Source organism: Nostoc sp. NZL, from assembly GCF_015714705.1.
GTDB lineage: Bacteria > Cyanobacteriota > Cyanobacteriia > Cyanobacteriales > Nostocaceae > Nostoc > Nostoc foliaceum_A.
The window spans coordinates 36,056-56,973 of sequence record NZ_WBKL01000158.1; the positions used below are offsets into that span (position 1 = coordinate 36,056).

Below are 20,918 nucleotides of genomic sequence, written 5' to 3' on the forward strand. Positions count from 1 at the left end.
GGACGTCAATTGTCAGGAAGTGAGTAGTAAACTTTAGTAACGAATACTAACACACGGTTATTTAGATAACAGATTTATATTTTGGTAGAGGAAGCCCAATTATGCGACGTTTACTTTCCGCTTTAGCCGTGACTAGCTGTTTAGTGACTGTATTTCCAGCCCTGACTTGGGCACAAAGTTTACCTGGATTTACGCTATTTAGCGGCATTAAAAGCGAAAATCAACTACCCTTCCGGTTAGATTTTGGTGGACAAGCTAATGGTTGGGATAGATACATATTGAGGATTCCAGCCCAAAGAATGAAATTGGCAGTTGGTCAATTTGCCATTACTTACCCTGATTATTACAAAGGAACTTTTGACCAGAAAAACATTGAAGTCCGAGTCAAAGGCAAAGCTGTTCCGCTTTCTGAGGTGAAGTGGGACAAAGAAGGTAAGCTGATTAATATTTTCCCCCAAGAGCCGGTGCCAGCAGGTAGCGCAGTTGAGGTAGTCTTATCTAACGTGAAAAACCCAGCCTTCGGCGGAATTTACTATTTTAACTGTCAAGTACTCTCCCCTGGTGATGTGCCACTATTGCGCTACATGGGAACATGGATCTTGAGCATCAATTAAAAGTGGAGAAATGGGGATAGAGGGTGATGGGGGTGTAACCAATTTCCAATACCCAATTCCCGATTTCCAATTCACTAGTAAAGTGATACAATTGCAGATTGTGAGTTTTTATAAAAATCACCTAAGAGGAGAAGAGTATGAAAAGAACACTAGGCGGCACCAGCCGTAAGAGAAAAAGAACCTCTGGTTTTCGTGCCAGAATGCGGACACCAGACGGCAGAAACGTGATTAGTGCCAGGAGAAGAAAGGGTCGTCACCGTCTAAGCGTTTAGGGCGTATGTAAGCTAAAAGAGCATCTGTGGCTTTGCCTAAAGCAAATCGGCTAAAATCCCGCAAGGATTTCCAGGCAGTTTTCCGAGAAGGGATTCGGCGTCATGGCTCTTATTTAACATTGAGAGCTTTAAAGCCGTTATGTTCAACAAAACCTTCTTTGGACACTGCCACCCAGACTACACAAGCAAGTGACTCAGCACATCTTGCCAGCACGCGGATTGGTATTTCCATAAGCACAAAAGTAAGCAAAAGGGCAGTGGTTCGCAACCGAATCAAACGGCAAATTACTTCTGCTTTACATAACTTGCTGCCCAAATTATCACCAGGATGGCGGCTAGTGTTCATTGTCAAACCCACAGCAGCAGAATCTAAGTGCGTAAGCCCACAATTTCTGCAAGAATTAGAGCAGTTGTTGGCACAAGCTGAGGTGTTCGATGGGAATTCGTGAAGATGTTTATTATGAAGGTGGCCCCCACATTGGGGATTTAATTGTCAACCTGTTGATTGGGCTAACCATTGTCGGGATACCATTAACAGTTGGGGCAATTGTCAGAGCATTGTGGCTGCGTTTCCGCATCACCGATCGCCGGATTACCGTGACAGGAGGTTGGCAGGGACGCGATCGCACTGACATAATTTACTCAGAAATTGTCAAAGTTGTCACAGTCCCCCGTGGCATTGGCTTATGGGGAGATATGGTGTTAACCCTAAGAAACGGCAGTCGTCTTGAATTGCGGGCAATTCCTAAGTTTCGGGAAGTTTATGACTACATCAACGAAAGAATTGCTGCGAAAAATCCTGAATATAGCGCAGCTGCTAACAAGTGATGAGAGTAGGGAGTAGGAAGTAGGGAATGCAAAATTTACTCAGATAAAATCCAAAGTTAAGAACTTCCCACTTACCAAAAACTACATACCACTCCTAATTCCCTACTCCCTATTCCCCACTTCCTTTTTTGGGATGTGCGGCTATCCGTAGCGAAGGGTAGTCGCACATAATTTATGATTTAGATAAATTAGATTCAGTCAGTTTACAGTACCTCAGGTTGAATTCAGAATAATGGATTTTGGTATCGGCTTTCTCTCGAACAACGTGATGCTGCCAATCATAGATTTTTTCTATGGTATTGTGCCTAGCTACGGATTGGCGATCGTTGCTTTGACCCTGATAGTCCGCTTCGCGCTCTATCCCCTGAGTGCTGGCTCAATTCGCAACATGCGGAAGATGCGAATTGTACAACCTCTGATGCAGAAGCGGATGGCAGAAATCAAAGAGCGCTATAAGGATGAACCGCAAAAGCAGCAGGAGGAAATGGTCAATGTTCAGAAAGAATTTGGCAACCCCTTAGCAGGCTGTTTTCCATTACTAGTACAAATGCCGGTCTTATTAGCGCTGTTTGCCACTTTGCGGGGTTCGCCTTTTGCAGGTGCTAACTATAGCGTTAACCTACAAATCCTTCCCGCAGAACAAATCGAACAAATTCAACCGCAAGCCTTTGCTACTGCTCCTCAAAATATTTACATTGCTGATGGAGAACACGTTAAAGTAGCTGCCATCCTTCCCAGTGGTAACAAACTAGCGGTGGGAGAACAAACTAAGATCCAATATCAGACTACTGAGGGCAAACCATTTCAGGTACTCTTAGCAGAACACCCAGAAAACAACCTGATTCCTGATTGGAAAGTCACTAAAGGTGAAGATAGGGTAAAAATTGATGCCGAGGGTAATGTAGAAGCCTTGCAGCCTGGAGAAGTAACTATTCAAGGAACAATTCCTGGACTAGCAGCAGAAAAAGGTTTTCTATTTATTGATGCCTTAGGCAGAGTTGGCGCAACTGATCCAGATGGCACAATCCACTGGGATATCGTCGCCATGATCGTCTCCTTTGGAATCAGCCTTTATGTTAGCCAAATGCTTTCTGGACAAAACTCCAGTGGTGGCAATCCGCAACAGGATACAGTTAACAAAATCACTCCAGTTATTTTTTCTGGGATGTTTTTGTTCTTCCCCTTACCAGCTGGGGTGCTGATGTATATGGTGATTGGTAATATTTTCCAAACTGCACAAACTTATCTTCTCTCCCGCGAACCTCTACCAGAAGAACTGCAAAAAATCGTAGAAACTCAAGAGAAAGAAGCAGTAGTTGCAGAACAAAAGGCATTGCCATTTGAACCAAAAAGCGCCAAGAAAAAGGCGACAGGGGGATCATGAGCAACATTTCGATGGAGCGAGGTCAGCAGTGGTTAAAAACCTTGCTAGAACTCACTGGAATACCTGCTGAGATTCAAGGTCATTTAGAAACTGCCCAATCTCAAGATGGCGATTCTCCAGAACCAGATAACTACTGGTTGACAATTGACCAAACTAATTTAACGTCAGAGCAAATCCAGGTCTTAATTGGTGCTGATGGCTCTGTGCTAGATGCGATTCAGTATCTAGCAAATTCGGTTTTAAACTTAAGCCAACCCCCTGAAGAACAAGCTTCTTACACCATTGAGTTGAATGGCTACCGCGTCAAAAGAGAAGCCGAAATTCGCGCATTAGCAGAAGCAGCAGCCGATGAAGTGCGCTTTTCTGGTAGAGAAGTGGAAATCAAATCCCTCAGTTCTGCTGAACGGCGTCAAATCCATACATTCTTGAAGGAATTTGGAGATTTAGAAACCTTCAGTCGCGGTAAAGAACCACATCGTCATTTGGTTGTCCGTCCAGCTTCTTTGGAAGAAGTTAGGAGTTAGGAGTTGTTCAATTTTGGATTTTAGATTTTAGATTCAATCCAAAATCCAAAATCTAAAATTGGCAAAGTTAGGAGTTTATTGAAGTTCATAACTATATAATTTCAAAATTCCTCTTGTTCCTAAAAGCTAAAATAAAGATGTAGCATCAGTAGAATTGCTGATAATCAAGATAAATTTTTAGTGAGAATGTCTCACAAATCCTATGGACGCTATTTATATTCCGCAGCTAGCTAAAGCCCCGGAGCGGACAGAGGAAGTTCAGGTTCAGGAATTTCTGCCTGGTTTGGAAACATTAACACCAGTTCGCGGTCATGTGCGCGTGCAGCATCATGGCAATTACTTGGAAGTGTCCGGTCAGGCAGAAACAATTATTACTTGTACCTGCAACCGCTGTTTGCAGCAATACAATCGACGTTTAGGGCTTGATACAAAGGAAATCATCTGGTTAGACGAAACTGCAAATCAGCTAAAAGACTTGCCCTTAGAAAGGGAAGTAGTTATGGAAGATTTACTTGAAACTCTACCACCCGATGGTTATTTTTATCCCAACGAATGGCTGTATGAGCAGATGTGCTTGGCAGTACCCCAGCGCCAGCTGTGTGATCGCAATTGTCCAGGTATTCCTGCAATTACTGCTGAGAGTTCTCAGAGTTCTGATAGTCCTGAAACTCCAGTTGATAACCGTTGGGCTTCTCTGGAAGCACTGAAAAAGCAACTTCCGGGGTAGTAACGTAATCTAGTAGTTTTCTCAGTTAATTTATGAGATTTACATAGAACCCGATTTCTTACAGAAGTCGGGTTTCTAATTTATTTTTTTGCATAACTAGTATATCTAAATATTTTTTATCAAAGGGATTTTGAATCTTGTAATATTCTAAAATGTCCTCACAATTTTATTGATCTAAAATGTTTATATCCAAGTTTAAAGTATTTAATTATAAGTCATATCTCGATTCTGGTCTAATAGAATTTACTCCAGGTATCAATATCATTGTTGGGCAAAATAATTCAGGCAAAACTTCTTTACTTGAAGCACTTACACTAAATTTTGATAACCAACCACATTTAAGTTTAAAAACGTTACCAAATAAATCCTCAATAATAAAAGAGAAATCAATAATTGAGGTTTATTTAACCTTATAAAAAAAAGAATTACGGTCTTTCATACAACAAAGTACGTCTCCAGTTGGAATTCATGCATCACCAGAAATATACTTTAATTACGAAGATAATCCACTCGAACGTCATGAGATTTCATTAAGGCATAATTTTAAAATATTTAGAGATTTTTTAGATAGTCCTGAGCCTATAGAAATAAAATTATCTTTTTAGTTTACCTAATTGATGACACGCCCTAAGAGTGAAAGAGATGACTTATCATTCCCACTTGCATCATGTGGAACTGGAGTAAGTCAAGTTCTGGTAATTTTATGCATTTTGATTACCTCTCAAGATCCACGTACTATCATTATTGATGAACCACAATCATTCTTACATCCAGGTGCAGCTAAAAAACTTATAGAAACTATTAAACAATTTCCACAGCACCAATATTTTATTGCTACTCATTCGCCAGAAATTATCGCATCTGCGAATCCATCTACTATTATCAAGCTTCAATATCAAGATTGTGCAACAACTGCATCAGTAATAAATACAAAAGAGATAAAGTCACAAAACGATATACTAGCTGAACTTGGAGTTAGATTATCCGATGTTTTCGGTGCTGATAGCATTCTCTGGGTAGAAGGACAAACTGAGGAGAAATGTTTTCTACTGATACTGGAGAAAGTAGTACATAGGCAATTAAATGGCACTAAAATTCTTGCTGTTAAGAATACAGGTGATTTACAAGGAACACGCGCTCAGATCATATTTGATATTTATAACAAGCTGAGTGAGGGAGCAAACATATTTCCACCTGCTATTGGATTTCTATTGGATAGTGAGAATAGGACTGAAGAAAATAAGCAGGTTTTGCGAGAAAGAAGTACAAAACCTGTTGAATTTCTCTCTCGGTGTATGTATGAAAACTACCTAATTGATTCAGAGGCAATAGCAGCAGTCTTTAATGAAGATAATCAATCTCTGCAAGAACCACTTCAAAACATTACCAGTGCTGATGTTGAAGAATGGCTAGAAAAAAGAAGCAGGAAGAAGGACTTTTAGGAGAAGAATGGTTATATAAAATTAATGCATCTAGGATTCTAGAACAACTTTTTTCAAACTTTTCTGAAAGAAAAATAAATTATAAAAAAATAAAACATTCTTACAAAATTACAAAATGGCTAGTTGATAATAAACTTGATTTCCTGCTTGAGCTAGCAAAAGAAGTGGCAAATATGCTTAATTAAAAATAATTGCTTATTTTTATACTGATTATCTCATGATGCTCACCACAAAATAACAATCACTCACCCTTGAGGTATATCTCAGATAGAGCGATCGCACTCGCAAACGCTATGAACTGGTAGATGTTGGTTTTTTAGTTGTGAGAGGCGATACAAACCTGAACAATGAGAGAATAACAAATAACCAAAGCCAAATATGAACTTCCGTGAAGAGTTTAAACTGCTGCTACGCGCCCGTTACCCGTTGATTTATATTCCCACCTATGAGGAGGAACGGGTAGAAGCAGCTATTCGGGAAGAAGCAACTAACCAAGGTAATCGCCCTGTTTATACTTGGGATTTTGTCGATGGCTACCAAGGAAACCCCAATGATGTTGGGTTTGGGCGACGTAACCCCCTACAAGCTTTGGAATTCATCGAAAAATTACCAGCTTCCGCACCTGCGGTATTGATTCTCCGAGATTATCATCGCTTTTTAGATGATGTAGCGATCGCCCGCAAACTCCGCAACCTGTCCAGACTCCTCAAGTCGCAACCAAAAAATATTGTCCTACTGTCGCCACGCATCGCCATTCCTGACGACTTAACCGAAGTTTTGACAGTCGTCGAGTTTCCCTTACCCGCCGCCCCAGAAATTAAAACTGAGGTAGATCGCTTGCTACAAAGTACTGGTAATTCCCTTTCTGGCAAAGTCTTAGATGACTTAGTGCGCTCTTGTCAAGGGCTTTCGATGGAAAGGATTCGGCGGGTTTTGGCAAGAGCGATCGCTACCCACGGTGAATTGCAACCAGAAGACGTGGATCTCGTTTTGGAAGAAAAGCGCCAAACTATCCGCCAAACCCAAATCCTGGATTTTTACCCCGCCACTGAGCAAATTTCTGATATTGGCGGACTGGATAACTTGAAAGACTGGCTGATTCGGCGGGGAGGTTCATTTACTGATAAGGCGCGACAGTACGGATTACCGCACCCCCGTGGTTTAATGTTGGTGGGTATTCAGGGAACTGGTAAATCGTTAACAGCAAAAGCGATCGCTCATCACTGGCATTTACCTTTGCTACGTCTGGATGTGGGAAGGTTATTTGGTGGTTTGGTGGGTGAATCAGAATCTCGGACTCGCCAAATGATCCAAGTAGCTGAAGCCCTCGCCCCCTGTATTTTGTGGATTGATGAAATAGATAAAGCCTTTGCCGGACTTGGTAGCAAAGGTGATGCAGGAACAGCCAGCCGTGTCTTTGGCACTTTTATTAACTGGCTAGCCGAAAAAAGCTCACCCGTTTTTGTCGTCGCCACCGCCAACGACATCCAAGCCTTACCACCGGAAATGCTCCGTAAGGGGCGATTTGATGAAATTTTCTTTGTGGGGTTGCCTACCCAAGAAGAGAGAAAAGCAATTTATGATGTTCATTTATCCCGATTGCGCCCCCATAACTTAAAAAGTTATGACATCGAAAGGTTAGCATACGAAACGCCTGATTTTTCTGGGGCAGAGATTGAGCAAACTTTAATTGAAGCGATGCATATTGGATTTAGCCAAAACCGCGACTTTGCTACTGACGACATTTTAGAGGCAGCTAGTCAGATCATCCCTTTGGCGCGAACTGCCGTAGAGCAAATTCAGCAACTCCAAGAATGGGCTGCTGCTGGAAGAGCGCGTTTAGCATCTAAACATAGTCCTTTGAGCGAACGCCTCCGGCGCACTACGTGAACCCATTCAACAGTAGCTACAATAATTGATTAGTTAAGAATTGCTAGTCAATAGTCAACAGTTAATCATGAATTACTATTGACTATTGACTATTTACCACTGGTGATCAGGTTTTAACTATGTTGTCTGGCTTAACAAAGTTTATACTTGGGTTTTTCTTAGCGATCGCTGTCTTAATAGGTGGCGGCGCTGCAATTGCACTCTATTTCATGAATCGCACCGGCATACCCCCTGCCAAACCCGTTTATTCCAACGATAGCCCCTCGGTGAAAGCCCAAGCTCCCAAAGCAACTACACCTGGGACTCAAGCTCAATCGTCTCCAAGCTCAACCTCTACTCCCACAGAATCGCCAAAGGCTACCCCATCAGCAAAACCATTGCCATCGGGAGCTTACCGAGGGCGTGTTAGTTGGGCTGAAGGCTTGAGTTTGCGATCGCAACCAAATCAAGAAGCTGAACGGATTGGTGGGGTTGCTTTTAATCAAAAAATTATTGTTTTGGAAGAAAGCGAGGACAAATCCTGGCAAAAGATCCGTTTGGAAGATAGCGAACAAGAAGGTTGGGTGAAAGCAGGTAATACTGAAAAAGTTGATGAACAATAGCGATTGGGCATTAGGGATGGAGAAGAGACAAAGGAGAGGGGGAGACAAATAAGAGACTTGTTCAATAATTACCCCTTGTCTCCCCTTGCTCCCCACTCCCCAGAGTAATTACTTGTAAAGAATCATACGAAAATTAATTATTACACAGAGAAAGGGGTATACTTTTTTATAGTCATAAACTTGAAAAAAGCAAGTGAAAACAGGGGTAGATAGCTATTTAACCAAGCTCGCCTCAGTCTCCGAGGCTTCCGAAAGCATCAAGGTTGTTCCTACCGTAGGTAATTTCAAATTTTTGAATTGGAAAAAGTTATCTAGCAGTACGGCGATGCATCTTCTGTCTGTGCCACTGATTACGGGGCTTCTGAGTATCGCTGGGCAAGCTTTAGCACTTCAGAAAATAGGAAGTAATGGGGCTGAAGTTACCAGTAGCCAGAGGTGTTTAAAAAAGTTAGGCTACTTTAACGGCCCGGTGACAGGTAAGTTTGCTAGCTTGACTCAAAATGCTGTGATCAAATTCCAGCAAGCCAACAGAATACCTGCTGATGGAGTTGTGGGTATTAATACGCAACGAGCCTTGCAACGAGCATGTCAAGCTCAAGCTAGAAATTCTAGTAGGAATACCAGTGGCGCATTGCCTAGGCGCAGCCCGCCGCAGGCATCGCCAAGTGGTCAATATCCTACTCTCTCTCAAGGCAATACTGGTGCAGCAGTTACAAGATTGCAACAGCGTCTACGGCAGTTAGGCTACTTTAATGCTAATCCCACTGGGAATTTTGGACAAATTACTAAGGATGCTGTAACTGCATTTCAGCGAAAGTATCGCATATCTGCTAACGGGATTGTGAATCGACAAACTTGGAACGCGCTACTGGGTTCCTCGCCAACTCCAGCCAGATCAAGTCTCTCTACTCAACAAGTGAGAGAACTACAAGTGCGTTTGCAGCAGCTAGGTTTTTTTAATACTAATCCCACTGGGAATATTGGCCCAATGACTAGAGAAGCTGTCATCCAATTCCAGCGAAATTATCGTCTACCTGTTGATGGCATCGCCAATGCTCAAGTTTTGCAGGCAGTACGTAGAGCCTCCACAGGTGGATATGCTACTCAACAACCAAGCAGAAATTATCTGACTGTAGGCGATCAAGGAGAGAATGTCAGATTAGTTCAAGAGCGTTTATCGCAGTTGGGTTTCTCTAATATCAATCCTGATGGCTTTTTCAACGATTACACCAGAGAATCTGTGATTGCATTCCAGCAATATTCTCGACTTAATTCTACTGGAAATGTAGATTGGCAAACTTGGCAAGCATTAGGGTTGAATAGCTCGACTGGGGGCGATTATACTCAGGCTAATGGTTATGTCTTAGCTGAGACTAATGACTATGTAGCTCCTCAAACTCGCTATTTACCTCCGACTAATAACGTAGTGCCTGTTACCAATGGCAACACATTAGTTGCTAATAATCCCTACAGAGTAATAGTGCCAATTTCCAATAATGATACTTTGAGTAAAGTGCAACAATATATACCCAGTGCGGTCACAGAGCAATCCAATTTAGGGGATTATGTGAATGCTGGGGCATTTAGCGATCGCGCACAAGCAGAAACGCTAACGAAAATGCTCCGCTCTTATGGGCTTGATGCACGGGTAAAATTCAATTAACTAATTCGTAATTCGTAATTCGTAATTAAATTGACAAACTCAACTGCGAACCTTCTTGAGTTTTATTAACCTCAATCCTAGCTTGGAAAGCTTCTTTGAGGTGGGGCATGTGGGTGACAGTGAGAATGCAGGCAAAATCAGAGGCGATCGCATTAATCGCTGCAATCAAGCGATCGCATCCTTCGGCATCCTGTGTACCAAAACCTTCATCCACAATCAACAATTGCAACGCCGCCCCCGCCCGTTGCGCTAATAATTTCGCCAAAGCCAAACGGATGGCAAAGTTAATTCTAAAGGCTTCTCCACCAGAGTAAGTTTCATAAGATCGCGTTCCTCTAGAATCGGCGATTAAAATATCTAGGGTGTCTATCAGCTTGGCATTTTTCTTAGTTGATTTAGCACTGCGTCCAGCTTTTTGAGTAATAAATTGTACATGAAACTGATTACCACTCAGCCGCGAAAGTAGTTGATTTGTCTCGGCTTCCAGTTGCGGTAACACATTCTCAATCATCAGTGCTTGGATGCCATTTTTACCAAAAGCTTGCGCTAATTCCTGATAAACACGATATTCTTGCTTGCAAGATTGGAGTTGCTGCTGCTGTTGTTCGTACTGAATTTGCAGCGTTTCCAGTTGATGCGCCAGCTGTTCTAAACGCCCCAACTTTGCTATCTGCTCATCGAGTTGCCGTCTGCGTATTGCTAGCTGCTGCTCTAAAGCTTGAATTTGGGCAGATGGGTTAGCTGTTGCTTGTAATTGCTGGATAATGCTTTCAATTTGTCCGCCGAGTTTTTGCCGTTCCGTTACTCTGGCACTTCTAGAATCCTCTAACTCTTGCAATCTTGTCTGGAGTTGGGGATACTGCTGCTGGGCTGACAGCAGTTGTTGATACCGCAAATGCCAAGATTGAGCTTGGCGAACAGCCATACGCAGATTGTTGTGCTGCTCGGAACTGTAGCCAATTTCAGCAATGTGACGCTCAAGAGCCGCGATTTGTTTAGCACATTCAGAATCAGTCTGATCTTGCTGGATTCTGACTTGTAATTGAGCAATTTGGGATTGTAATTCTGGTTTTCGGGCTAATAGTTGCGCTTGTCGTTTAGTAGCATCTTTAATCTGCCCTTGTTTAATTTCTGCCCATCGCCACCGCTCAACTTCGCTCCGGGCGAGGGCGTGGTCTTGTTCATTATAATTAGCTTGTTGCAGATATTGGTCTAGCTGCCGGAGTTCGGCTTGTTTATCAGGAGCGTAATCACCAGCTTGGAGCGATCGCTCTAAATGTTGTTTTTCAGCAGCAATTTGTTGTAACTGTTGTTGGACATCAGTTGTAGCTTCTAACTGGGCTGCCAATTGCCCTCGCTGTTCGCGTAAACCATCGTAGCCCGCCAACTGTTGGGAAATTTCCCGATATTCCTGCCTAAGAACCTGGATTTCTCTATCAGATACAGCCATTTGTTCCCGCACTACCCAAAACTGCCCTTGAGTATCCTCTAACTCAGCCTGGGTTTTTTCCACCACTCGACTCCAGTGATGTTCATCCAGTGGACGCTCACATAACGGACAAAGTGCTTCAGGATTTTGGAGCATTTGCAATTTTTGCTCTAATTCTCCCAGCAGTTTTTCATAGTCCCGTTGGTGAGCTTGCAGACGTTCGATAAAGTGACGCCTTTCTTGCCCTTTTTCCTGCACTCGTTGTAGATAAACCCGCTTTTTCTCCAGTTCCTCAATCTGAATTGCCACATCCATCACCGCTTGTTGCAGTTGCGGTTGGCGGCGGTGCTGGCGTTGCAATTGGTTCTCAGTATTTTGCAGTTGTTCGAGCCGCGCTACTAAACCAGCATGAGTGCGATCGAGTTGACTTTGTAAAGTTGCTCGTTGTTGCAACAACGGAGTCACTTGCATTTGCAGTTGATCTAGACGAGCAACATGTTGACGGGCTGCGGTTAATTGCGCCAAAGCAGCTTCTACTTCACCTGATTTAGTCAGAGTTTGCTGAATGTCTCGCTCTTGTTGCTGTAAAGCTTCGATTTGGGCTTGGGCTTGTTGCAGTTGCCGTTCGATTTCGTGAATTTGTTTGGTAAGCTGTTGTTGCTTTTGTTGGCGAGTCTGTTGGGCGCGGGTATATTCTTCAAATTTGGCAGCAAAAGCTTCTTCTTGAGATTGTAGACTTTGATATTGGGCGTATCCAGCTTTAATTTCAGCTTCTTGGTGTAATATTTTTTCTAAATCTGATAGCTGAGAGCCAATAGCTGATTGTTCTTGTTGGAGGCGATCGCAATCTTGGGTAAGATTTTGGTATTGCTGCTTTACAAAGCTGAGTTGTTGTTCCCAATTTTGGCGCTGGTGCTGGACAACTTGCAAACTTTGTAATTGAATATTATCAAAAGCTTGCACCTGTTGTAGTTGGTTAAGTTCGGCTTCTAACTCGATTCTTTGCGCTTGGGTTGTCTCGCGTTGTTGCAGCTGAATTTTGATCGACTCCAAAGAACGCTCTAACTCTACTGCCCTGGCTTTGAACTGACGAGAAGATTCCTTTGCTCGTTCTTCCAAATCATCGTACTGATTGAGTTTCAACAACTCCGCTAAAATTTCTTTGCGTTCCGTCGGGCGTTTGAGCATGAACTCATCTGCACGCCCTTGACGTAAGTAAGCAGAATTAATAAATGTATCGTAATCGAGCTTGATGTGTTCTAAAATCAAATCTTGGGTTGCTCTTACCCCTTTGCCGGTGAGTGAGCGAAACCCAGATGGTATTTCTATTTGAAATTCGAGGACGCTAGTACCTCCCCGAATTCGGGTACGAATCACCCGATATTTTTGCTGATTGCTTTGAAAAGTAAAATCAACCCGAACTTCTTTTGCTCCAGAATAGATCACATCATCTTCAACAGTGGCGCGGCTTTCACCCCAAATTGCCCAAGTGATTGCTTCCAAAAGTGAAGATTTACCCGCACCATTGGAACCCGAAATACAAGCCGTATGCAAACCGCGAAAATCTAATGTTGCATCACGGTAACTAAGAAAGTTTTTGAGGATAAGTTGTACTGGGATCATTCACCCTATAGCGCCACATCTACTTTTAATAATTAACAGTACAGATGCACTGTTTGTTAGTTTAGCTATCTAAATATCAGGTTTCTAGTCTTGAAGACATCAATTTTACAAAATTTAACAATAGGATGAGTAAATTTTTCTTGTTGCATGAAGCAGTTTTGCTATCTTCAAAGAAAAATGAAACTTTCTATGGAGGCTTCTGGTTATTTCTTTGTGTTGTTTGAGAGAAAAACATTCTTATTTGATTTGTGAGAATTGAAAGTTACAGATCCCTGACTTTTCAAAGAAGTCGAGGATTTTGTCTCTTAGGAATTATTTAGGATTGCTAGAGTCGCCAAGAGAGAATTTGCCATTGGCTAATTGCGATCACCATCGCTTGACCTAGACCGAGGTATCAACAATCCAATAGATGTACCGACAGCAAATTTTGTTAAATCTAGAAATGGAGGGCGACTCTTCTCGTCTATAACTGCAAGAGTGAGAGAACCAATCACCATAATCAGCGTTACAACAGCCAGCACTTCATCTCTTGATGGAAATTTGTTAGATAACATTGACCGACTCCTGAATTAGTTGATTCAATACATTACATTTACTGTCTCAACTATGACTGGGAGATTTCGCGCAAACTTAAGCTGACATACCCTAACATTGCCTTACAAGTGGATTGTCTAAATAGCGATTGTTATGTCAGCCGTGAAGTGCGACAGCAAATAGAAGATACTTTGCTATTACCGATCGCAGAGATTAAACAGCATCAGCAGTACTCTTAAATACCTATGTAACAGATAGCTTATCTTTTAGTCTCACAGGAAAATCATTCCTTAAGAAAACGAAAATATTTCCTCGTTCAAAAAATTGCCTTTGACAAAGAGTTTTAACCTTAACCCAAGCGTATAGATTTATAGAAGAGTGAATTACACCACTTCCCACATCAGGAGTGAGGTTCTCCAAGCAAGACAATTGAGCACTTCAATTCTCGAAGTAACTGCGTTGTCACTTCGCTGACGGCTAATCCGCCGGCTGTGCGATAACGAACCGAACGTAACACCGCTAAATCAAATGCCTGAGCTTCCCGAATTATGGTTCTAGCAATATCATCACCCTTGATTGTTTGGATATTTGTATTCACCTGTAACTGACCTTTAGAGGTAATATCAGACAATTGAGAGACAAAATTTTCTACCCGAGTCGGTGGTGTTTTGCGATCGGATACGTGTAACAGGACTACTTCTGCCTGATTAACATCAGCCAAAATCTGGGCAAATCTCAAAGCGCCTATAGTTTGCCGCGTTAAGTCTCCAACTGGTACAAGAATTCTTTGAATTGTCTTAGGACTACTTAACAAACGTGTTACTGCTACTGGACAGTGAGAAGACCAGAAAACGCTATCAATTACACTACCAAATAAACGGGCACGCAAACCTGTTGTCTGCGACCAACCCATCACTATTAAACTAGCGTTTTGTTCTCGACTAGTGCGGCTAATCCCCAAAGCTGCATCATCATCAATCCGAATTGCTGGTGATACTTCCACTTCAAATTCTTGACTGATTTCTTTAGCTAAATTCAATCTTTCTCGACTTTGGTCGAGTGCTGTTACTAATTGTGGATCATCCATCTGAATATGTGCTCTAGTAATAGCTAAGGGCACAATCTTTCCAGATTCATGACTAGCCAGTAGTGCTGCCATTTCTATTAAATAGCGCTGGGTTTGAGGGTTGTATATTGGCACTATTACAGTAAATGGATATTGATTTTTCTCTACTTGCTCATCTTCATTACCTTGCCACCAAGTTGTCAAACTATCTGTTTCAAAATCTGTCTGAGAAAGCTGTAGTGAAGGAGCAAATCGTGCTGTTATTATGGGGCCCAGAATTGCAGTTACCAGCATGAGGACAATCACACTGTTTAAGACAGCTTCACTGATTAGGCGCTCACCAGCAGGATTTACCGTTTGATAAGCAACCAAGGTTGCTGCTAGTGTGGCTGCTACCTGTGGTAGTGACAATGACCACATCGTTAGCAATTCCGCCGTGTTGTAGCGATACAATAATTTGGCTAAGAATGCTGCTATAAATTTGCTGCCAATCAAAGCTACTACAATTACCAGAGTCAGCCAAATTGAACTGAGGGTTTTGATAAATGCAGGAATATTAATCAATAATCCCATGTCCACAAAGAAACAAGGGATAAATAAAACACTACCAATAAACTCGATTTTTTCTCTGACTGGGCTACGTCCTAGAACATCGTTGACAGCTAAACCTGCTAAAAAAGCACCAACAATTTTTTCAACTCCAATTACCTGCGCTCCGACAGATGCCAAAAATAATGCTAGTAATATAAACAAAAACTGGTTACTTTGTTCATCCCCAGAGCGGCGAAAAAACTCTTTTCCTGCCCAGTCAAAGCCAAACAGGACAACAGCAGTGTAAATTGCTAATCCACCCAATAAAATCGCTAAACTCATGGCGGAGAATTCTCCTCCATGAATTCCAACACAAATCGCTAATACTAGCAAAGCACCTGTGTCAGTAAAAATTGTGGCACCAATCGTGACGGTTACAGCTTCATTCGTTACCACTCCCAGACGACTCACAATTGGATATGCCAAGAGGGTATGAGAGGCCAGTAAAGAACCAATGAGGACGGAGGCATTCCAATCAAAATTGAATAATCGTCCTGTAGCAATGCCAGCAATCATTGGAACTAAAAATGTTAAAATGCCAAACCCAATTGAGCGATTTCTAGTTTTACGAAACTGCTCTAAGTCAATTTCTAAACCTGCCACAAACATCAAATAAAGTTTGCCGATCTCAGAGAGCAGATTGATAGTTTCAGACTCAGGGTTTAACAACCTTAGTCCATTTTGCCCTAGTAATATACCTGCAACCAACAACCCCACTAATCCAGGTAGTCGTAGTCGCTCAAATATAGGAGGTACAGTAAAGATTACTGTTAGGAGAATTGTAAATGCAACAATAGGACTGTCTGTTAGCGAGTTCAGTGCCATGTTTAATAATTAAACCTAAATACGAAATTTACAATCAATTAACATAAGAAATTTTACTTAAAATTTCTGCTTGCTTCAGTCTTATTGGTTACAAACAATTAAATCTTTAACAGCATAAATGTTGCGATCGCAATCATGATTCTACCTTAAGAAGGGATTTTCTACATCTACAGGGTGAAATAAGAATATAATTTATACTAACGAAAATAGTCGATATTTAAATAGTAGTAAATACTCTCAAAAAGTCATAAAACGACAATAATTTATTAAATATAGCGATTCTAGTTTGAATAATTAGGGGCGCACATCTATGCGCCCCTACTTCTCTGCACGATATCTAGAAAAATCTGGAAGACCGCTCTTATAGGTTCCTATCAATGATAATTTTAAGCATTGGGAACCCCTAAAAATCAAAGTTTATGAACGCAGCCGACGATAAAACAATTGTTCGTGAGTATTTCAATTCCACAGGGTTTGACCGTTGGAAGCGAATCTACGGAGATGGCGAAGTCAACAAAGTCCAACTAGACATCCGCAATGGACACCAGCAAACAGTGGATACAGTTCTCGGCTGGCTGAAGGCTGATAACAATTTACCAGAGCTATCAATTTGCGATGCTGGGTGTGGTGTCGGTAGTCTCAGCATCCCCCTAGCGGTAGATGGTGCCAAAGTCTATGCCACCGATATTTCTGAAAAAATGGTGGAAGAAGGCAAGGATAGAGCCAAGCAAACTTTGGGAAATGCTGAAAATCCCACTTTTGCCGTGCAGGATTTGGAATCGTTGAGTGGTAGTTACCATACCGTTATTTGCTTAGATGTTCTCATCCATTACCCCCAAGAAAAAGCGGATGAGATGATTTCTCACCTCTGTTCTTTGGCACAGTCACGGATAATTCTCAGTTTTGCACCGAAGACCTGCGCCCTGAGTATACTCAAGAAAATTGGTAGTTTCTTTCCCGGGCCAAGTAAAGCGACTCGTGCATATTTGCATCGTGAAGCTGATGTGGTGAAAATTTTAGAAAGTAATGGCTTTTCATTGCAACGAAAAGCGATGACGAAGACTCGTTTCTATTTTTCCCGCCTACTTGAAGCTACACGTAAGTAAAGTTCAAATCGCAGCAAGATGAATACTATACCTTTGCTGCGATTTGAAAATCTCAATGCTTAACACTGGTAAGTATTCTAGTTGGCGCTAAGTTCTACTTTTAATCTTGGCGTAGGCGTAGCCCTTCGGAGACATCGCTTTGATTTGGAGCATGAATAATTATCATAGCGATGATATAGCCTTACCTAAGTAATAATTGCAATACTATACGTAAACTTTAACTTACTACGATCGCTTTCCTCTGTGACAGTTGAAGGTGCGGAATGTGGAATAAATACTGGGAGAACCATAAGCGATGCTATCGAGACAGCGCTGAAGAAGGTAGAAGCAGCACTTACAAACCTATCGTCAGGAGTAGATTGATATACTAGAACCTTTGCGAAAGTCAGGTTAAAATCGCTAGCAAAGTTCAAATCTGAAGTGGAACTATGAAAACTGCTGAAAAATTGGCTGCCGGTTGGCTACTGACACTCGGATTCATGTTTGTAACTCTATCAGCAACAGCGGCATTTGAAAAATTTGCTACACGTAAAGCCATCATAATACCCACAGATGAGTATGAGTTTAACGCACCAAATGCTACTTATGAAGATGATAATGCTGCTGTTGGTGGTTTAATTTTTGGTGTTCCTACCTTAACACTGGGCACATGGTTAGCATTGGGATTATACCGTCAAAGCCGACAGGAGAAAAAGGCGCTTAATCAACAAGTTAGCGATCGCCTGCAATCGATTTTTTATGAGATGCTACAAGAAAATCATGGGCGCGTCACTGTTTTAGGCTTTGCAATGCAGTCACAACTACCCGCAGCTAACGCCAGACAATATTTAGATGAAAAAGCTAAAGAATTCAATGCAAACTTTAAGGTGAACGAAGAGGGCGCTGTATCATATCATTTTGATGTCTAATTGATATCTAATGGCCCGTTAAATTCCACACCAACTTACGGCTAGGTCTAATGACGCAGATTTTTTTGAGCGTAGCTGCCATTTTAGGCGGTTTGTCAGTTGCTGCTGGTGCTTTTGCTTCCCATGCCTTGCGGGAAAAAATTAGTGAGCGATCGCTAGAAATTTTTGAAACTGGCGCTCGTTACCAAATGTATCATGCTCTGGCACTTTTTCTAGTAGCAATACTAATTAGTCGCACCGAATTTCCTCAACCCACTCTCGTAGCCAGCGGATGGCTGTTTATCATTGGTATTGCTATTTTCTCAGGTAGCTTGTACGCCCTTAGCTTAACTGGTATTAAATCCTTAGGAGCGATCACACCGCTAGGCGGTGCAGCCTTTCTTGCTGGTTGGGGTACTTTAGCTTTTGCTGCTTGGAATTTGAAGTTGTAAAAAAGTTAGAAATTAAGAGTTAAGGGAATACCAAAAAATCAATTATCCGATATTTGTAGGGTGCATTAATGAAGTGTAACGCGTCATCTATTAGTTCACGTATCGCAGTGTGTTACCTCCTTCTATCAACGCCCCCTACAAATTGGATAGTTTTTTAATTGGAAGTCTTGCAAGCAACAAGAATATTTTCAAACAGGATTTACAAATAAAGTTGAAATATTTGTTATCAGATAATTGACAAACATAACGGTAAAATAGAAGTAATATCATAATTTGAACAAAGGGCAGAGTTTGTCATCTGATTACTAATAAAAACACAGCTAAACTAGTGCCACTACTCTATGAATGATGTATAATAAAAAATTCAAACTATCAGATTTTTGTTTTAATAAAAACTAGCGCGGAAATTTAATAACTCATAATTCATAACTTTTATACCATTTCTGTTTAAATCTGCGTCTATAGGACTGATGCAAAACTACAGACTGTAGCGGCAATTCATGTGAACGCATACTCCTAGGTCAAAGATACAAATACGCTGGTAAGGGCATGGCAATGCCATTCCCCTACGAGAAATCTATATGTATCAGGATTTTTGTGAATTGGTATAAGCGTCCCGCAGGGAATGTAGAGAAGCGGTTTACCGTAGGGTATTACCGCTACGTGAATAAAGCGCAGCCTCACATAGAATTGGTATTAGCTCTCAGGCGTACCAGCAAATTATGCAAAGCCGCATTCGCTGAAGGTACTTCAGGTAATAGGCTAGATTTGTATGCTTCCTGCAACTGATCACGCAGACGTTCATATTCTATTTGATGAAAATCTATATTAACATTTGACAAAACAGACCTTTCTTCCCCTGCTAGCTTTTGGGCAATTAAATCAGGAATATATGGTAAATTGAAAACCTCATTTAGCTTAATTAGATTAGCTTCAACTCTACCTGTTTGCATCAAATAAATTCCAGTCAACAAAACTCGATAAACATAAAGTAATGGCTTTAATCTATGGGTGTGCTCTTTTTGAAAAAGTTTCCATTGTGTTGCTGCAAAACCAATATAATGGTAATAATGGTGACGGGTAATGCAATCTTTGGCAATATATTTTAATTCCTCATGTTCTGGTGAAGTTGTTATTATTAAAGGTGAATATAGTTGTTCTAACACATAACCATTCTTTTTAAGTAGCATTAAAAAGAATTTTTTGACATCATGAGTTACTAAATCAATTTCTAAAGATTCGCGAACTTCTGAAACTTCAATAGTTTCATTCGCAGTCTCTAACCCCACTACTTCTTGAACTAGTAAAATATGCACCCCACGCAAGTCATAATCAGAATCAGGTGACGGAAAACCATATAAGTGGGAACCACTAATAATGGTGAATAAAAGCGGGTAAGGCTGTTGCCCAATAATTGTGTTAATAGAAGGTGGAATATTCATCATGTGCCGTTTACTTGCTTACCTCGGTTCGCCTATTTCTTTAGAATATCTTTTGTATAAACCAGAACACTCGCTGATAGTCCAGAGTTATCAACCACGCGAAATGACTTCTGGGGTAGTAAATGCAGATGGCTTTGGTGTGGGTTGGTATCATAGCCAAAAAGATATCGAACCATTTATCTATAAAAATATCCTACCTATTTGGAATGACATAAACCTACCCAATCTCAGCCGTTATGTTGAATCAAAGTGTGTACTTGCTTATGTCCGCAGTGCTACGTCTGAACAAGCCGTAGATTTTGTTAATTGTCAGCCCTTTAACCATCAACAACAGCTATTTATTCATAATGGACGAATCGAAAATTTCCGCAAAACATTACACAGAAAAATCCGCAGCACTTTAACTCCAGATTTTTATGAAAAAATTAATGGCAGTACTGACTCCGAACATATTTTTGCATTGTTACTTTCACAAAGTAAAATTAATAAACATCGACCACTAGAGTATGCTTTACGTACTACATTATTAACACTATTAGAGATGGCAAAGCGCTATCAAGTAGAAGCCTCAATCAATGTAATCTTTAGTGACGGACATCGGCTGATAGCTTCTCGCTTTGCTACCACTTCCCCAGCTCCATCTCTTTATTGGATTCGAGATGATCCGACTTTTTCAAAATCTGTAATTATTGCGTCAGAACCTCTATTCATAGGTAATTGGAATGCTTTTCCCGAAAATAGCATCATTACTGTGGAAGCAGACTGTGAGATCCAAATTGAGCAGATTTAGTGTGAAAAAGTCTATTTTTCAAACCTTCCATGAATGTTGCCTGAAAACTTTTGCACTATTTCAAGATATGAACGAAACCACATTCTGTAGCCAGCCTCATCCTGACTTGAGCGGCTTTGGGTCATATATATTGCCATTTGAATGGGAAAATACCTAAAAATAGCTTTAAAGCTTGAGCAATATTGCTCAGGCATGATTTTATTAGCTATGGCTATATGTTTCACTAA

At 41.2% G+C, this 20,918-nt stretch carries 23 protein-coding genes; 19 read left to right on the plus strand and 4 right to left on the minus strand.

Going from position 1 to position 20,918, the window contains the following annotated elements; translation table 11 throughout:
• Nucleotides 1-101 precede the first annotated feature (101 nt).
• The 13 genes from F8R90_RS22610 to F8R90_RS22660 all read left to right on the plus strand — a co-directional run bounded on the left by F8R90_RS22610 (nt 102) and on the right by F8R90_RS22660 (nt 9,946).
• Nucleotides 102-614, plus strand: coding sequence for a DUF2808 domain-containing protein (locus F8R90_RS22610; protein WP_190889749.1), 513 nt, complete (start codon nt 102-104; stop codon nt 612-614).
• Nucleotides 615-751: 137 nt separating this feature from the next.
• The gene (gene rpmH / locus F8R90_RS22615) at nt 752-886 is read left to right on the plus strand and encodes a 50S ribosomal protein L34 (protein ID WP_094327629.1); all 135 of its coding nucleotides are present in this window, start codon (nt 752-754) and stop codon (nt 884-886) included.
• Nucleotides 887-912: 26 nt separating this feature from the next.
• Nucleotides 913-1,335, plus strand: a complete 423-nt coding sequence (gene rnpA, locus F8R90_RS22620; RefSeq protein WP_196512545.1) for a ribonuclease P protein component — start codon at nt 913-915, stop codon at nt 1,333-1,335.
• The gene (locus F8R90_RS22625; protein ID WP_109009000.1) at nt 1,322-1,714 is read left to right on the plus strand and encodes a PH domain-containing protein; all 393 of its coding nucleotides are present in this window, start codon (nt 1,322-1,324) and stop codon (nt 1,712-1,714) included. Before rnpA ends, F8R90_RS22625 begins: the two co-directional genes overlap by 14 nt.
• A gap of 232 nt (nt 1,715-1,946) precedes the next feature.
• The gene (gene yidC, locus F8R90_RS22630) at nt 1,947-3,098 is read left to right on the plus strand and encodes a membrane protein insertase YidC (protein ID WP_190889756.1); all 1,152 of its coding nucleotides are present in this window, start codon (nt 1,947-1,949) and stop codon (nt 3,096-3,098) included.
• Nucleotides 3,095-3,622, plus strand: a complete 528-nt coding sequence (locus F8R90_RS22635; RefSeq protein WP_196512546.1) for a Jag family protein — start codon at nt 3,095-3,097, stop codon at nt 3,620-3,622. Before yidC ends, F8R90_RS22635 begins: the two co-directional genes overlap by 4 nt.
• A 202-nt stretch (nt 3,623-3,824) precedes the next feature.
• Nucleotides 3,825-4,349, plus strand: a complete 525-nt coding sequence (locus F8R90_RS22640; RefSeq protein WP_196512547.1) for a YceD family protein — start codon at nt 3,825-3,827, stop codon at nt 4,347-4,349.
• Between the two features lie 179 nt (nt 4,350-4,528).
• Nucleotides 4,529-4,765, plus strand: a complete 237-nt coding sequence (locus F8R90_RS33045) for an AAA family ATPase (RefSeq protein ID WP_230966633.1) — start codon at nt 4,529-4,531, stop codon at nt 4,763-4,765.
• 201 nt (nt 4,766-4,966) lie between these two features.
• Nucleotides 4,967-5,791: an ATP-dependent nuclease gene (locus F8R90_RS33050; protein WP_230966642.1), complete on the plus strand. Its 825-nt coding sequence runs from the start codon at nt 4,967-4,969 to the stop codon at nt 5,789-5,791.
• Complete coding sequence (locus tag F8R90_RS33055; protein ID WP_230966644.1) at nt 5,755-5,976, plus strand: hypothetical protein; 222 nt, start codon at nt 5,755-5,757, stop codon at nt 5,974-5,976. The genes F8R90_RS33050 and F8R90_RS33055 overlap by 37 nt, the downstream gene beginning before the upstream one ends.
• A 193-nt stretch (nt 5,977-6,169) precedes the next feature.
• Nucleotides 6,170-7,681, plus strand: a complete 1,512-nt coding sequence (locus F8R90_RS22650) for an AAA family ATPase (RefSeq protein WP_196512548.1) — start codon at nt 6,170-6,172, stop codon at nt 7,679-7,681.
• 119 nt (nt 7,682-7,800) lie between these two features.
• Nucleotides 7,801-8,283, plus strand: a complete 483-nt coding sequence (locus F8R90_RS22655) for an SH3 domain-containing protein (RefSeq protein ID WP_196512549.1) — start codon at nt 7,801-7,803, stop codon at nt 8,281-8,283.
• 193 nt (nt 8,284-8,476) lie between these two features.
• Nucleotides 8,477-9,946: a peptidoglycan-binding domain-containing protein gene (locus F8R90_RS22660; RefSeq protein WP_196512550.1), complete on the plus strand. Its 1,470-nt coding sequence runs from the start codon at nt 8,477-8,479 to the stop codon at nt 9,944-9,946.
• A gap of 25 nt (nt 9,947-9,971) precedes the next feature.
• Here F8R90_RS22660 and sbcC read toward each other — a convergent pair whose 3' ends face one another.
• A complete protein-coding gene (gene sbcC / locus F8R90_RS22665) occupies nt 9,972-12,998 on the minus strand; it encodes an exonuclease subunit SbcC (RefSeq protein WP_196512551.1) in 3,027 nt (1,008 codons plus the stop codon).
• Nucleotides 12,999-13,354: 356 nt separating this feature from the next.
• Nucleotides 13,355-13,552 (minus strand): hypothetical protein, encoded by a 198-nt coding sequence (locus F8R90_RS22670; protein ID WP_196512552.1) that lies wholly within the window; start codon nt 13,550-13,552, stop codon nt 13,355-13,357.
• An 81-nt stretch (nt 13,553-13,633) separates the two neighbouring features.
• Between F8R90_RS22670 and F8R90_RS33905 the strand changes: the two genes are divergently transcribed.
• Nucleotides 13,634-13,771, plus strand: a complete 138-nt coding sequence (locus tag F8R90_RS33905) for an NACHT C-terminal helical domain 2-containing protein (RefSeq protein ID WP_442946756.1) — start codon at nt 13,634-13,636, stop codon at nt 13,769-13,771.
• Between the two features lie 161 nt (nt 13,772-13,932).
• Here F8R90_RS33905 and F8R90_RS22675 read toward each other — a convergent pair whose 3' ends face one another.
• Complete coding sequence (locus tag F8R90_RS22675) at nt 13,933-16,014, minus strand: cation:proton antiporter domain-containing protein (protein ID WP_196512553.1); 2,082 nt, start codon at nt 16,012-16,014, stop codon at nt 13,933-13,935.
• Between the two features lie 419 nt (nt 16,015-16,433).
• Between F8R90_RS22675 and bchM the strand changes: the two genes are divergently transcribed.
• From bchM to F8R90_RS22690, 3 genes are all read left to right on the plus strand, one after another.
• Nucleotides 16,434-17,120 carry a magnesium protoporphyrin IX methyltransferase gene (bchM, locus tag F8R90_RS22680; RefSeq protein ID WP_196512554.1) on the plus strand — a complete coding sequence of 229 codons (687 nt, stop codon included), beginning with the start codon at nt 16,434-16,436 and terminating at the stop codon, nt 17,118-17,120.
• A gap of 428 nt (nt 17,121-17,548) precedes the next feature.
• Nucleotides 17,549-18,028, plus strand: a complete 480-nt coding sequence (locus F8R90_RS22685; RefSeq protein ID WP_190889768.1) for a hypothetical protein — start codon at nt 17,549-17,551, stop codon at nt 18,026-18,028.
• Nucleotides 18,029-18,078: 50 nt separating this feature from the next.
• On the plus strand, nt 18,079-18,459 hold the full coding sequence (locus F8R90_RS22690; protein ID WP_190889769.1) for a DUF423 domain-containing protein: 381 nt from the start codon (nt 18,079-18,081) through the stop codon (nt 18,457-18,459).
• A gap of 680 nt (nt 18,460-19,139) precedes the next feature.
• On the opposite strand, the gene F8R90_RS22695 is transcribed toward F8R90_RS22690, so the two are convergent.
• Nucleotides 19,140-19,904 (minus strand): nucleotidyltransferase domain-containing protein, encoded by a 765-nt coding sequence (locus F8R90_RS22695; RefSeq protein WP_196512555.1) that lies wholly within the window; start codon nt 19,902-19,904, stop codon nt 19,140-19,142.
• On the opposite strand from F8R90_RS22695, the gene egtC reads away from it, so the two are divergent.
• Complete coding sequence (egtC, locus tag F8R90_RS22700; RefSeq protein WP_196512556.1) at nt 19,903-20,691, plus strand: ergothioneine biosynthesis protein EgtC; 789 nt, start codon at nt 19,903-19,905, stop codon at nt 20,689-20,691. The two genes, F8R90_RS22695 and egtC, sit on opposite strands and share 2 nt — an antisense overlap.
• A gap of 1 nt (nt 20,692) precedes the next feature.
• Nucleotides 20,693-20,848, plus strand: a complete 156-nt coding sequence (locus tag F8R90_RS22705; RefSeq protein ID WP_196512557.1) for a hypothetical protein — start codon at nt 20,693-20,695, stop codon at nt 20,846-20,848.
• Nucleotides 20,849-20,918: the final 70 nt, after the last annotated feature.

Coding starts and splice junctions, on each gene's coding strand:
- F8R90_RS22610 (WP_190889749.1), top strand. CDS start 102: ATGCGACGTTTACTTTCCGCTTTAGCCGTGACTAGCTGTTTAGTGACT.
- rpmH (WP_094327629.1), top strand. CDS start 752: ATGAAAAGAACACTAGGCGGCACCAGCCGTAAGAGAAAAAGAACCTCT.
- F8R90_RS22625 (WP_109009000.1), top strand. CDS start 1,322: ATGGGAATTCGTGAAGATGTTTATTATGAAGGTGGCCCCCACATTGGG.
- yidC (WP_190889756.1), top strand. CDS start 1,947: ATGGATTTTGGTATCGGCTTTCTCTCGAACAACGTGATGCTGCCAATC.
- F8R90_RS22635 (WP_196512546.1), top strand. CDS start 3,095: ATGAGCAACATTTCGATGGAGCGAGGTCAGCAGTGGTTAAAAACCTTG.
- F8R90_RS22640 (WP_196512547.1), top strand. CDS start 3,825: ATGGACGCTATTTATATTCCGCAGCTAGCTAAAGCCCCGGAGCGGACA.
- F8R90_RS33045 (WP_230966633.1), top strand. CDS start 4,529: ATGTTTATATCCAAGTTTAAAGTATTTAATTATAAGTCATATCTCGAT.
- F8R90_RS33050 (WP_230966642.1), top strand. CDS start 4,967: ATGACACGCCCTAAGAGTGAAAGAGATGACTTATCATTCCCACTTGCA.
- F8R90_RS33055 (WP_230966644.1), top strand. CDS start 5,755: ATGGCTAGAAAAAAGAAGCAGGAAGAAGGACTTTTAGGAGAAGAATGG.
- F8R90_RS22650 (WP_196512548.1), top strand. CDS start 6,170: ATGAACTTCCGTGAAGAGTTTAAACTGCTGCTACGCGCCCGTTACCCG.
- F8R90_RS22655 (WP_196512549.1), top strand. CDS start 7,801: ATGTTGTCTGGCTTAACAAAGTTTATACTTGGGTTTTTCTTAGCGATC.
- sbcC (WP_196512551.1), bottom strand. CDS start 12,998: ATGATCCCAGTACAACTTATCCTCAAAAACTTTCTTAGTTACCGTGAT.
- F8R90_RS22670 (WP_196512552.1), bottom strand. CDS start 13,552: ATGTTATCTAACAAATTTCCATCAAGAGATGAAGTGCTGGCTGTTGTA.
- F8R90_RS22675 (WP_196512553.1), bottom strand. CDS start 16,014: ATGGCACTGAACTCGCTAACAGACAGTCCTATTGTTGCATTTACAATT.
- bchM (WP_196512554.1), top strand. CDS start 16,434: ATGAACGCAGCCGACGATAAAACAATTGTTCGTGAGTATTTCAATTCC.
- F8R90_RS22685 (WP_190889768.1), top strand. CDS start 17,549: ATGAAAACTGCTGAAAAATTGGCTGCCGGTTGGCTACTGACACTCGGA.
- F8R90_RS22690 (WP_190889769.1), top strand. CDS start 18,079: ATGACGCAGATTTTTTTGAGCGTAGCTGCCATTTTAGGCGGTTTGTCA.
- egtC (WP_196512556.1), top strand. CDS start 19,903: ATGTGCCGTTTACTTGCTTACCTCGGTTCGCCTATTTCTTTAGAATAT.
- F8R90_RS22695 (WP_196512555.1), bottom strand. CDS start 19,904: ATGATGAATATTCCACCTTCTATTAACACAATTATTGGGCAACAGCCT.